Raw genomic sequence first — 13,151 nt, forward strand, 5'->3', positions numbered from 1 at the left:
GCCTAGAGTTTAGCTAATGACTCATCAAGTTTGGTCTCTACTTTCATCGATTCTATTTGTTTAAGTAGTGAGCGATTGTCCCATTCCGTAGAATGTAGCCCTAAAGCACTTTCACTCATCGCAGTGAGTTCTTTTTTAACTACAGAAACTGACTCTGGAGAAAAGCGTTCCTGTTTGCTCCACTGCTCAAATAGAGTGTGAGCGGCAATGGCATCGCCCGTTTTAACCGCCGCTATCAGCGCCATTTTCTGAGATGACACGGTTTCTCTGGCGGGAGCTTCACGTTTTGCGCTTTTGCGCTTTTCACGGACCCAAAGACCAACAAACGCCAGCCAAAGAGCCGCAAACAGGGCTGTTAACCAAGGCCACATTCCCGCATCATTGATCACGACGGGCTCACCAGTGCTAGATAACGTGGATGGCGGTATGGCTGCACTTTGTTCCCCGGGTTTGATCTCAATTTCAAGGCCATTAAGCGTTGTGGTAGCCGCTCGCTTGTCTAGGGTGTTCCACCATTGGATCTCTACCGAGGGCAGTGTGACGGTTTGTGGAGACTTGGCAATTAACACTTGTTTCAGTGTCATGGTAATCGACCCGTTGCCATTATCTGTGAAACTCGGCTTCTCTGGGTAGACCCTAAACGCATTCGGATTGCGGATAGTAAGCTCCGGCATTTGCTCTGCAGAGACACCTTGGGCGGTGACAGAGAGGGTTCGTGTTAGCGCATCACCCGTTTGCAGCGACAATGAATCGGAGTTGACGAGTTCGCCATTATCCAGCGTCCAGGTTTGTGAAGCGGTAAGAGAGGGGGTGGGTAACCAGATACCGTTATAGTTTTCCGGGATAGGCAATACGGACAAGGCAACTTCTGGTGCTTTAGCATCGAGGCTGAGTATCTTTGTGCTTCCCGAGCGCTGGTTGCTGTACAACACGCCGCCGCGCAGAGTAGGGGCAACAATTGAGAAGTCGCCACTTCGTTTGGCGGTGACTCGATAACTCTGATCGACAATCAACACTTCGACGCCGTCGAGAACGGCTTGGTACTGTTTTGGTTCGCCGATTGGTGAGATATCAACGCCAGAGGCGATTGGGTCGCTTAAGGATGGGTTCTGCAGCATTCTAGGATCGACTTTGACGATAATGCGCGCATCCAGTGTGGTGCTCTCTTTTGGATACAGCTCCGCTTTACCTAACTGGGTACGAACTTCTATTAGTTCGTCTGCAGTTGGAGTTTGGTCGTCCATAGTGACCGTGAGCGTAATTGGCGCTGTCGTTACGCCATCAACATCAAAGCTTGGAATCGTGAGTCTGCCGAGACGTTGAGGTGCAATAGCAATCGTCCATACACTGCTATCGCGTCTCGTCCCATTGAGAATATTGACCGACGAACTAAAGCTTGGTCTTCCCATAAAAAAATCATCGCCCAGTGCATCGAAAGTCACTTTACTGCCATCGAGCTTCTCATCGGCGACGACTTTAAGCTGGATGACCTCATCTTTGCTGACGTTGGTTTTGGTCACGCTTGCGGTGACATTCAATGCCATAGCGGTAAAGCTTGTGGTAATTGACAGCACTGCAATTGCAGCATTGATACATAGATGTTTCGGTTTCATTGTTGCTACCAGTTGTTATCCGTCGTTGACGGCGTCGGTTTGTCTTTTGCTTGAAGCAGCATTTGAGCTTTGAGTAGCAGACTTGGGTCACGGACACTTTCTACTTGTTCTAATTGACGCAGATCTGGATTGGCTTCTTGCTGCTGACTAGGGGCTGCGGCTTTTTTACCGAGCGGCTCAGCTTCATTCTGTTGCTGGGGCACAGCATCCGTTACATCGCCCTGACTTGATTGCTGTTCTTCGTTTTCAGATTTGGCTGTATTCGCTTCCTGTCTGTCAAACTCGGAACTTGCCTCTCCGTCTGCACCAGTATTTTTGTCATTGCTACTGTTTACATCGCGGCTTTTTGCATCCTTGTTTACTGCATCGTTACTACTTGCATCGTTACTTGGTGATTGCTGGTCGCTAGAGTCACTATTGGCTTGGCTTTGTTGTGACTGGCTATCTGATGAGGCCTTGTCGCTGCCATCAGTACTTTTCTGGGATTGACCTTGCTCATCCTTTGCATCACCTTCAGGCTTTTGTTGCTGTTGCTGTTGCTGTTGCTGTTGCTGTTGCTGTTGCTGTTGCTGTTGCTGTTGCTGTTGCTGTAAAAGCGCAAGGTTATATTGTGCGTTTTCGTGCGTGGGCTCGATCGCTAACACATCTTGAAAGGCGGTCATCGCATCCTCTATCTCACCTAATTGGGCTAGGGCATTCCCTCTGTTGTAGATATCATTCAGCTCGTTGAGGCCTTCTAATGACGCGATGGCAGAGCGGTAATCCTCCGCTTCATAATACGCCGCGGCTTTCCAGCGCTTGTCGTCAAAGAGGTCTGCAGCTTGTGAATAGTTACCGTTAGTGAAGGCTTCAGCACCACGTTGATCGCTATTTTTAAATGCGCTCTCTAATAGAGCGGCTTGCGACGTAGGTGTGTAACCCGCGGTCAGTATCACGGCTCCGAGCAATGAAAAGATGAAGCCTTTTCGAAATAGCGGTAAAACCAATAAGAGAGCCACTGGCATCAACCAATACCCATGATTAAGCGCTATATCAAGTGATTGGCCTTGGTTCTCTGTGATAGCGCTGTAGCGTGACTCTGTTATCAATTGTTCTATATCGGAATTATCGCTTTGATAACGAGCGAATTGGCCGCCAGTGTTTTTTGCAAGCTGGCGCATTTGAGAGTAAGGCGTTTTTGCAATTACTGTATTGCCTTGACTATCGGTAAGTAGCGAGCCATCGGCACGCGGGATAGGGGCGCCGCTCTGGCTACCAAAGGCAAGGATAGATAAGTTAAAGCCAGTTCCTGAAAGCTGACTTTCGATCTGTTTGGCCTCTGCAGCACTGATACTGTCAGCAAATAGCAACACTTCGCCCTGGTTACTTCCGGCTTGGGTCATTAGCTCGATGGCTTGTTTGACGGCAAGATCAGCGCGCGCGCCTTGAAATGGCATGATTTCAGGGGAGAGGTACTGAATGGCGTTCGCAAGTGTTGCTGCATCGCTAGTGAGGGGGCTAAGCGTGTAGGCATCTCCTGCGTAAGCAACGAGGCCGGTTTGTCCTTGTTTAAACAACGGTAGGATATCGAGAGCTTTGTAGCGAATTTGGGCCAGTCGGTTCGGTTTAATGTCGTTGGCATAGACGGATTGGGACATATCTAACACCAATACTCGCGCAGTAGCAGACTGTGCGCCCGGCTTTTCAGCGTGACCAAAACTCGGTCCGGCGAGTGCGATGATAACGGCGAGTAGCCAGGGTGATAGCCAATAGGCATTGCTACGATTGTGGCTACTTTGTCCTAGCACTTTGGCAAGATGCTCTGCAACGATCCCCGATGAGCGCTTACTGGAGAAAACCCAAATGAGCGCACCAAAAGTGGGTAAAATAAGCCAAAGCATCTGTGGATAGAGAAATTGAAAGTTAGACATCATTCCTCCTGATTAGGGCGATAAGCACGATACAAATCAGTCCAATAGTAGCGGGCAGTGGAAACCATTCAGTGCGAGGTCGCCAAGACTGTGTCGCTTTTTGAATCGGTTGCAACGCATTAATCGTATCGTAAATGGTGCTAAGCTCTTTGGCATCACGTGCGCGGAAGTACTGGCCTCCGGTGAGTTTTGCGATATCTATCAGCGTCTTTTCATCCAAGTCTTCGGCTGTATTGACGGTTCGTGTCATGAAAAACTCACGCACTTGCATTTCGCCTGCACCAATACCCACGGTGTAGATGGTTGTGTTGCTGCGTTTTGCAATTTCTGCTGCTTGTATGGGATCGAGTACGCCAGCGTTATTGCTGCCATCGCTGAGTAGGATCATCACTCTTTGTGGTGCATCACCGTCAATGAACGTTTTTGTTGCCAGTCCAATCCCGTCCCCAATCGCGGTTTGGGTACCAATCAATTTGAGCACGGTTTGATTCAGCTGGGTCTGTATCGCTTTTCGGTCGAAAGTGAGAGGGGTCTGCAGGTAAGCATGGTCAGCAAAATAGACCAGCCCTAAACGGTCCCCTTCACGACGCTCAACGAAATCAGATACCACACGCTTTACTGTTGAAAGGCGATCTTCGTAATCACCATCATGCAGCATGTCTTCTCGTGACATTGAATAGGATAAATCGATGACTAACATCATATCGCGGTGCTTAGGGTAGACCGTGATGGGTTCATCAAACCACACGGGTCTTGCACTCGCAGTCACTAATGCGAGCCAACCGACAACCGCAAGCACTTTGGATAGTAGCTCACGTTGATTTGCACGGGAGCTGATGCCGTCCATATGCGGCAAGGTCACTTGCACACTTTTTGATGGAGCAGAGCAGAGACGATAGACAATTATAGGCAGTGGTACGGTAAGAAACATCCACCACCATTCAAAGGCTAATCCGGTCATGACTCTTTCCAATTTCTAAATTTACGTTTTGGCGGCAGGGCATGCTGTACCCAGTGAAGACAATCACTGACTAGGGCTTGATCGGTCTGATTATGGTTTACGCCGCTGGAGTAGAGAACTTGCTGCCACTGCTGATGATTAGCGACGAAACGTGGGCTCTCAAGCTGCGAGTCAAGAAATACTAACCAAGACTCGCCAGTGAGCTTAGCGATGTCTTGACGAGGGAAATAGCTAAGTGCTGCTTGTCTTACGATTTCTAGCGCAGATGAAGGGCTGGATTGAAGGTTAGCTTCGAGAAGTTTAATGGCAGCAATTTTAGCTCGCGCTCTCTTTTTATAGTAACGAGCTCCCCATACTAAAAGCAAAATCGTGATGAGGACAGTCACGAGTATCGCCCAATAGCCCCAAGGAAGTGGCCACAATCCTGGTTCTTCAGGCAGATGTAAGGGCTTTAAAGGAAGCGGATGAGTTTGCGTTGATGCATTCATAATGGATTGTACTAATTGAATCGAATGAGTTGAGAGAGTAGTGGCGTACCACTAGAGATGAGCGATAAAGCAATACCGCTTTGAGACAAATGGGTAGCCAGTTGCTGATTTTGCGCCTCAAAGGCGTCAGCAATATGACGTTTGACACCAGCACTCGAGAAATCGAGTGACAGCTCTTTGTTTTTTCCTATTACTTTTTGAGAACCACGTGCGTTTGTTCGCCCGGTTTCAATGGGGTCAAAGATTTGTACCGCACGCACTCGGTTGTGTTGCGTTAATCGAGCCATCGCTTGTAACTGCGCAGTGTTAAACTGTGAAAAATCACTGATGACGATCACCTCACTGCCTTTTTTACACAGATTCGCAAGCGCGTTGAATGGGTCTGCGAGCGGAGTTGTCTGCGATGGGTGAGGCTGTGCCAAAAAGCGGTTGTGCTGTTCACACAACTGGCTAAGTAGGCGCATGACTGATGTGCGAGCGCTAGATGGCTTGATCTCTATCAGCTCGGTACCGACACGGATCACCGCACCTACGCGGTCTTTGCTGTTTAAAGCAACAAATGCCAGCAGTGCTGCCAAGTGACACTGCTGGACAGACTTGAGTAGCAGCTTAGTGCCAGTGAGCATGCTTGAAGTAAGGTCGATAAACAATACCACTGGGCGTTCGCGCTCTTCGGTGAACAATTTGGTGTGCACTTTGCCAGTACGGGCCGTGACGCGCCAATCGATTTGACGAACGTCATCTCCAGCTTGATATTGTCTAACCTCAGAAAACGTCATGCCGCGTCCTTTGCGAGGACTGGCATGGGCACCATTGAGCTGTGACCAAATACTTTTAGCAGGAGGCTGCCACCGTTGACTATGAGTTTGATAAAAACACAGCTCCTCCACCGACACTGTGACGCCATTTGTCGACTGAGGCAACTTGCCAGTGGCAGTAAGCTGTTGCAACGAATCACTGGGAGAACGCTCGGTTGAAAGTGCACGCGTCAGTGCAGATGTAATGCGGCTTAACATAATGCGTTCCCATTATCATTGAGCAGTTTAACCATTATGCGGACGCTACCGTATTGAGCAGCTCTTCAATCACGCGATTTCCGTTCACTCCTTCTGCCTGTGCTTGGTAGGTGAGCAGCAAGCGGTGACGCAGAACGGGATAAATTACTTGATGAACATCTTCTGGGCTCACAAAATCGCGGCCAGCAAGCCAAGCGTGAGCACGAGCGGCTCGGTCCAGCGCAATCGTGGCTCGTGGACTCACGCCCATTTCAATCCAGTTGGTCAGCTTGGAGCTGTATGCCTCTGGCTGACGTGTTGCCATCACCAGACGCACAATATAACGCTCAATGGTGTCGGCCATGTGTATAGATAATACTTCCTGACGAGCTTTAAAGATGGTCTCTTGACTGATCTTGCCTTCAAACTGATGCACTTCCCCCTGAGCCTCACCTCGATTCAGCCTTAAGATGGCAAGTTCGCTCTCTTCGCTTGGATAGGCCACCTCTAGGTGGAGTAAAAAGCGATCGAGTTGCGCTTCTGGAAGCGGGTAGGTGCCTTCTTGCTCGATTGGATTTTGTGTTGCCATCACCAAAAATAGCTCCGGAAGCGTGTAGGTGGTTTGCCCGACACTGATTTGCTTCTCTGCCATGGCTTCTAGCATTGCTGCTTGTACTTTAGCTGGCGCCCGGTTGACCTCATCGGCGAGGATCAGTGAATGGAAGATAGGGCCAGGCTTAAATTGAAACTCGCCGGTTTCCGGACGGTAGATATCGGTACCAGTGAGATCGGAAGGCAACAGATCCGGTGTAAACTGGACGCGATGAAAGCTTCCCTCAAGACAATCTGCCAATGATTTTACAGCACGTGTCTTCGCAAGCCCTGGAGGGCCTTCCACCAAAATATGGCCATCGGCGAGTAGGGCGATAAGCAATTGAGTGACTAGGTTGTCTTGACCAATAACTTGGGATTGCAAGTAACGTTGTAGTTGTTGGAAAGACTGTGCTGGCATGATGAAAATTCCTTATTACGAGTATAAGAACATAGAGAAGTTGAAGAGCGAAAAGTTCCGAACTCTAGGTCATTGTTTTGTAAATATATAACTTTGGGTAGTTTAATCAAAACTTCAATAGCAAAACGATGAGAAAGCAAACAGTTGCGTAGTGCGTTCCACGCAATGTTGGTACCGACTCGTTAAAACGAGTACAATCGCCACAGTTTACAAGTATTGATGAGGTTAATCATTATGAGCGATTTTGAGAAAGAGCTAGAGCAAATGGCTTCTCAAGTAGAGTCTGAGCCAGAGGTAGCATTGCCATCCATTGAAGAGCAGCGCGAAATTGCCGCAGAGCTAAAACGACTAGAGGCAGAAGGCAAGCTGACGCCAGAAGTACTTGAGCAGTACTTTGGTAAGTTTAATAAAGATAACCAGACACCTATTCACTAGGCTTTACTCCCTACTTAAATACCCCTCGTGATAGTGAGTTGTCACGAGGTTTTTATAGCCTGTCACAGCTTCCTTTTCTTTTAAGTTTATTTTAACTATTACTGGGTTAATTTTAACTATCCAATGTCTACACCGCCAACGTAGACTACGAATGTGATTCGTGCGTTATATGAATCTGATAAATACAATTTGAAGTGTTTAATAAATCATTATTAGTAACTGAGAGGATTGCTCATAATCCAAGTGGTTATCTACATAAATTGAGATATCGCAAACTAGTTTAGGTATTTTGTGAGTAAAGCATGAACGATGGTTTAAAAAACTAATCGCATATCTACTCATACGGGATAGTAAGCGCTGACGGCTAACCCCTTAGCCACTAAGACAAAAATCACAATGATTGCTGGAGTATTCAAAGATTGCACGTTGATGGAAATGTGTAATCTTAAAGCATTCTCATTAGTGAGAATACTCTCTAACTATTGGAATGGATGGCGTTATATTGCGTTTCTTGTGGTTTGTGGAAGTCACGTGTTTTAAATCCTCTGTTATACTTTCAGTCAAGGTGCGTAGATGAGTTTCATACAAGGAGTTAGACATGCCTGACGATAAGGACATCACCCACCATGCTATCTTGCTTGCGGGTAATAGCCTGCAATCTAACTTACTCAAGGACTCAATTGAGCAAAAAGTAGCGCTTGAAATTCGCTTAGTGTCACCAGAAACACTTTACAGAAATCGTGATGAGACGCTAGGTAGCGATACTGACTACATTATTATTGACTATGCCACGATAGGAAGTAGCAATGCGTCTAAGTATCTTGAGGTCATCGAAGGAGTGGAAAACTATACGCAAGAGATATTGCTTAATGCACCAACAAACCTAGCTCACGCTGAAATGTTGAAGTGGCAAAATTTAGTAGGTGTATTTTATGATACAGACACTATTGAAACTTTAGTGTCTGGTTTTGGCCGAATCCTAGCGGGTGAGCTTTGGATGAGCCGTAAGCTTGTTTACGAGTATGTTCATTTCTATCGTCGTCGTCAGTGTGCGAAAACCAGCCCTTACTACACTCGTCTTACGAAGCGTGAACAGCAGATTATTAAATTACTCGGTGATGGTGCATCAAACGTGGAGATAGCTGAGGCGCTGTTTGTGAGTGAAAACACCGTGAAAGCGCATTTACATAATGCTTTCAAGAAAATTAAGGTAAAGAACCGACTGCAAGCCCTGTTGTGGGTTAAAAACAATGTGGCATCGAGTGAGTTTGTGCAGTAGCGTATTTTTTTTGTAGGTAGAGTTAGGGCGTCATTTTTTTGAAATGGCGCTTTTTTGTATTGGTTTTTTGGTTCTTGGTGTTAGGTCCTTGGCCCTAGGAGTTCGGGCTCATATGAGCGCTCTAAAGGTCTATTGAGGTTTGAGAGCTTGGGAAAAGTATTTTGTCGACTTATTGTAAAGTTGAAAATAGGGTTACCAAGGGGCTTTGTTGCGTAATTCGATGGAACTAAATCAGGAAGTTACGATCTGATCGGCTAAGTCAGCTAATCTTCGTAGCCTTATGCCGAAACCTCGTTATAAAACAACTAACTGGAAACAGCACAACAAAGCCCTAGTCAACCGCGGCTCACTTACATTCTGGATTGATGAAGAGACCATAAGAGAGTGGAAGCAAAGTAAACAGAATAAGCGAGGTAGGCCTCGTCGATTCAGCGACTTAGCCATTACGACAGCACTAATGGTAAAACGCGTTTTCTCTATGCCATTGAGAGCGTTGCAAGGTTTTCTAGACTCCGTATTTAAGCTGGCTAAGATACCGCTTGATTGTCCACATTACACTTGTATAAGCCGTCGAGCTAAAGACGTTGAGGTTTCATTTAAAACCAAAACCAGAGGTGTGATACAGCATCTGGCCATCGACGCTACTGGTCTTAAAGTTTATGGCGAAGGTGAATGGAAGGTCAAAAAGCATGGTACTGAAGGGAAGCGCAGAGTCTGGCGTAAGCTACATTTAGCAGTAGATACTAGCACTCACGAAATAGTTGCAGCAGAGCTGAGTTTATCTAACGTTACCGATGCCGAAGTGCTTCCCAACCTACTCAAGCAGACACGTCGTAAAATCATTGAGATATCAGGTGATGGTGCTTATGACACAAGACATTGCCATGATGCAATACGTATAAAGCGAGCGGTTCCACTCATCCCGCCAAGGGAAGGAGCAGCCTTCTGGGAACAAGGACATCCTCGCAATCTGGCAGTAGGTTGCCAGAAGCTGTACGGCTCCAACAAGAAGTGGAAAAAGCGGTATGGTTATCATAAGCGCTCGCTATCAGAGACAGCAATGCATCGAGTGAAACAGTTGTTGGGTGGGAAACTTAGCCTCCGAAATTACAACGTTCAAGTTGGCGAGACTTACGCAATGATTAAAGCGCTGAACAAGCTTACAGGACTTGGTATGCCTGAAACTCAGTATATTGTCTAAAAGTCGCTCAACTTTGGGCAGCTTCGTTTCTCGTCTGAATTACGCAACAAAGCCCTATCGAGCTTGAAGATAAGGAAGGAAAAGCGCGATTCATTATAGACGAGCACTGTCGTATAGCAGATAAGAAAAATCCTCCCTCTCCGTTAAGAGAGGAAGGATTTTCAGCAAGCAAAGGTGCTTAAAAGTGTTAGAGAGGCTTATACGCCTGCTTCTTTATATAGGCGGCGGCATGCTTTGCCATCGCTGTGGAATAGGTGACAGCGGTGCGCTGGAATACCAATCTCAAACTTATCACCAACTTCAACAGGAAGCGTGTCTGGCTGGCGGTAGATAACGTCAGCATCCGCATCTTCTAGGTTTAGGTAAACTTGAGTTTCGTTACCTAGTTTCTCAACGATCATCACCTCGCCACCGACCTTCGCATCGCCTTCTTCAGCCGATACCAAGTGCTCTGGGCGTACACCCATTGACATGCGATCGCCTTTGTTCACTGTCGTGCCGTCAACTGGGATCCAGAATGAATCACCATCAGCAAGCTGAACTTTAACGCGCTCCGCTTCTGCTTCTTCAATGAACACGCTCATGAAGTTCATCTTAGGTGAACCAATGAAGCCTGCAACGAAGCGGTTATCTGGGTAGTGGTATAGCTCAAGAGGCTTACCAACCTGTGCAACATAGCCTGCGTCTAGTACAACAATCTTGTCAGCCATGGTCATTGCTTCAACCTGATCGTGCGTTACGTAGATCATGGTGCAGCCCAGTTGGCGCTGAAGTTTAGTGATTTGCGAACGCATGTTTACACGAAGCGCTGCATCAAGGTTAGATAGCGGTTCATCTAGTAGGAATACGTTTGGCTGTGAAACCAAAGTACGGCCGATAGCTACACGCTGACGCTGACCACCTGATAGCGCTTTAGGCTGGCGCTCAAGTAGGTGACCAAGCTGTAGAATTTCTGCTGCGTGCTCAACGCGGCGGTCGATCTCTTTTTTGTCTGCTTTAGCAAGCTTAAGACCAAATGACATGTTGTCATAAAGGTTAAGGTGAGGGTAGAGTGCGTAAGACTGGAATACCATGCCTACGCCGCGCTTTGATGGTTCAACATCATTCATGCGCTCTTCACCAATATATAAATCACCGGACGTGATGTCTTCTAAACCTGCGATACAACGTAGTAGAGTTGATTTACCACAACCTGATGGACCAACAAAGACGACGAACTCGCCTTCATTGATTTGCAGATCGACATTCTTGGAGATCAGTACGTCGCCGTACGCTTTACTAACATTTTTTAACGTGACACTCGCCATGTAGCTCGTCCTCGATTCATTTTTTCTTTCCGTCGGTCATTATAGAGATAATTCGACAGGTAATAATAGTGGGAAATTGGTCAGTGTGTGACTCCAACAACAGGGTTTGGAGCTCTGGGAAACTGCTGCTTATTGATTCTAGGTTTTGGCGTTCCTTAGTATGTGCAAATAGTCCCAGATGGAAAGAAAAAAGGGTGGCGCTGTACGATTTGGCGCCACCCTCAAAGCCAAGACTCCGCAAGTATCCCCCGACATAAACTGAAAACCTCCCCCGTAGAATACATTACCACTAGTGCTTCAATTTATGACTACTTCGCGAGCCCGGCGATGAAAACCCAGTATACGTTCCCTGTAGAAGTTCATTCCGTAAAGAAACTGACAGAGCATTTGCTCTTACTGGTAAAGGGTTCTTACCATCCACTCTTGGATGACTGCAGTTTCCTCTATTCACTGTCTCCGTACATCCTCCTGATAAAAATAATTGTGGGGGTAGTAGAAAAGGAGGAGGAGGGTGGGGGGGGAGAATCGGTGTGTGAGATCTTGGTCAAATATTTGTTCCTGATAATAGTGAATTCTGTCACAACAGGAGATTGTTTTGTGATGTTGATCTATAGTCTGGGGCGATTGAGGTCACGGAAATCAACGCTTGTCGCGAGGGCGTAGAGAGTAGGATGATGATAGCTTGCTGTATTTTTAAGATGATACTCATCGAAACTTGGGAAATCCTCTGGATGAACCTACGATCAAAACTATAAAAAGGATATGAACATGAAAAAAGCCCTAAGCACTGTAGCACTAGGTACATTAGTCGCTCTAGGTTCTTTTGGTGCAAATGCTGCTATCGAAGAAGGACAACTCACTATTTGGATCAATGGTGATAAAGGTTACAACGGTCTTGCAGAGGTAGGTAAAAAGTTCGAAGAAGACACAGGCATTAAAGTGACAGTTGCTCACCCTGATGGTCTAGAAGCGCGCTTCCCTCAAGTTGCAGCGACTGGTGACGGTCCTGATATCGTATTCTGGGCTCACGACCGTTTCGGTGAGTACGCTCAAGCAGGTTTGCTGGCTGAAATCAAACCTTCTAAAGAAACTAAAGAAGGCATTGTTGACTTTGCATGGGATGCAGTGAAATACGATGGCAAAATCATCGGTTACCCAGTTGCTGTTGAGTCACTATCTCTAATCTACAACAAAGACTTGGTACCAAACCCACCTAAGACTTGGGAAGAAGTAGAAGCATTGAACGCGAAACTTGCTAAAGATGGCAAGACAGCAATCATGTGGAACCTAAAAGAACCGTACTTCACATGGCCACTAATGGCTGCTGATGGCGGTTACGCATTCAAATACAACGGTGGTAGCTACGACGTTAAAGACGCAGGTATCGCTAAAGAAGGTGTGAAAGACGCACTGACTTTCGTTAAAGGTCTAGTAGACAAAGGCGTTATCTCTGCAGACATGGACTACTCAGTATCTGAGTCTGCGTTCAACCAAGGTAAGACTGCAATGACTATCAACGGTCCGTGGTCTTGGGCGAACATCGAGAAGTCTGGCATTAACTACGGTGTGGCTACTCTACCTAAGTTCAATGGCCAAGCTTCTAAGCCTTTCGTTGGCGTACTAACAGCGGGTATCAGCACTGCGTCACCTAACCGTGACCTAGCGGTTGAGTTCCTAGAGAACTACCTACTAACAAACGATGGTCTACGTGAAGTGAACAACGACAAGCCACTAGGCGCTGTTGCACTGACTTCATTCCAAGAAGAGCTAGGTTCTGATGCACGTATCGCTGCGACAATGGACAACGCGATGAACGGCGAAATCATGCCTAACGTTCCACAAATGAGTGCATTCTGGGCTTCTGCTAAGAACACAATCATCAACGTGGTAGACGGTCGTCAATCAGTAGAAGCAGCAGTTGCTGACGCTGAAAAGCAAATGACGAAGTAA

General features: G+C 46.9%; 11 protein-coding genes. 4 read left to right on the forward strand and 7 right to left on the reverse strand.

Annotated elements, in window-relative coordinates; all coding sequences use genetic code 11:
• Positions 1 to 2: 2 nt before the first annotated feature.
• The 6 genes from AAA946_RS17120 to AAA946_RS17145 are packed head-to-tail and all read right to left on the reverse strand — an operon-like array spanning position 3 to position 6,979.
• The gene (locus AAA946_RS17120) at positions 3 to 1,613 is read right to left on the reverse strand and encodes a BatD family protein (protein ID WP_338166005.1); all 1,611 of its coding nucleotides are present in this window, start codon (positions 1,611 to 1,613) and stop codon (positions 3 to 5) included.
• 5 nt (positions 1,614 to 1,618) lie between these two features.
• Positions 1,619 to 3,523 (reverse strand): vWA domain-containing protein, encoded by a 1,905-nt coding sequence (locus AAA946_RS17125; RefSeq protein ID WP_338166006.1) that lies wholly within the window; start codon positions 3,521 to 3,523, stop codon positions 1,619 to 1,621.
• On the reverse strand, positions 3,516 to 4,484 hold the full coding sequence (locus tag AAA946_RS17130; RefSeq protein ID WP_338166007.1) for a vWA domain-containing protein: 969 nt from the start codon (positions 4,482 to 4,484) through the stop codon (positions 3,516 to 3,518). Before AAA946_RS17130 ends, AAA946_RS17125 begins: the two co-directional genes overlap by 8 nt.
• Positions 4,481 to 4,972: a DUF4381 domain-containing protein gene (locus tag AAA946_RS17135; RefSeq protein WP_338166008.1), complete on the reverse strand. Its 492-nt coding sequence runs from the start codon at positions 4,970 to 4,972 to the stop codon at positions 4,481 to 4,483. Before AAA946_RS17135 ends, AAA946_RS17130 begins: the two co-directional genes overlap by 4 nt.
• An 11-nt stretch (positions 4,973 to 4,983) precedes the next feature.
• Positions 4,984 to 5,988 carry a DUF58 domain-containing protein gene (locus tag AAA946_RS17140; RefSeq protein ID WP_338166009.1) on the reverse strand — a complete coding sequence of 335 codons (1,005 nt, stop codon included), beginning with the start codon at positions 5,986 to 5,988 and terminating at the stop codon, positions 4,984 to 4,986.
• A 34-nt stretch (positions 5,989 to 6,022) separates the two neighbouring features.
• A complete protein-coding gene (locus AAA946_RS17145; RefSeq protein WP_338166010.1) occupies positions 6,023 to 6,979 on the reverse strand; it encodes an AAA family ATPase in 957 nt (318 codons plus the stop codon).
• Between the two features lie 234 nt (positions 6,980 to 7,213).
• On the opposite strand from AAA946_RS17145, the gene AAA946_RS17150 reads away from it, so the two are divergent.
• From AAA946_RS17150 to AAA946_RS17160, 3 genes are all read left to right on the forward strand, one after another.
• Positions 7,214 to 7,414 (forward strand): restriction endonuclease subunit S, encoded by a 201-nt coding sequence (locus AAA946_RS17150; RefSeq protein WP_112463026.1) that lies wholly within the window; start codon positions 7,214 to 7,216, stop codon positions 7,412 to 7,414.
• Positions 7,415 to 8,012: 598 nt separating this feature from the next.
• Positions 8,013 to 8,693, forward strand: coding sequence for a LuxR C-terminal-related transcriptional regulator (locus AAA946_RS17155; RefSeq protein ID WP_338166011.1), 681 nt, complete (start codon positions 8,013 to 8,015; stop codon positions 8,691 to 8,693).
• Positions 8,694 to 8,973: 280 nt separating this feature from the next.
• Positions 8,974 to 9,894 carry an IS5 family transposase gene (locus tag AAA946_RS17160; protein WP_338166012.1) on the forward strand — a complete coding sequence of 307 codons (921 nt, stop codon included), beginning with the start codon at positions 8,974 to 8,976 and terminating at the stop codon, positions 9,892 to 9,894.
• Between the two features lie 197 nt (positions 9,895 to 10,091).
• Here the strand turns inward: AAA946_RS17160 and malK are convergent, their stop codons facing one another.
• A complete protein-coding gene (gene malK / locus AAA946_RS17165) occupies positions 10,092 to 11,201 on the reverse strand; it encodes a maltose/maltodextrin ABC transporter ATP-binding protein MalK (protein WP_338166013.1) in 1,110 nt (369 codons plus the stop codon).
• A gap of 768 nt (positions 11,202 to 11,969) precedes the next feature.
• Between malK and malE the strand changes: the two genes are divergently transcribed.
• Positions 11,970 to 13,151, forward strand: coding sequence for a maltose/maltodextrin ABC transporter substrate-binding protein MalE (gene malE / locus AAA946_RS17170; protein WP_338166014.1), 1,182 nt, complete (start codon positions 11,970 to 11,972; stop codon positions 13,149 to 13,151).

Source organism: Vibrio sp. 10N (genome assembly GCF_036245475.1).
Lineage (GTDB): Bacteria > Pseudomonadota > Gammaproteobacteria > Enterobacterales > Vibrionaceae > Vibrio.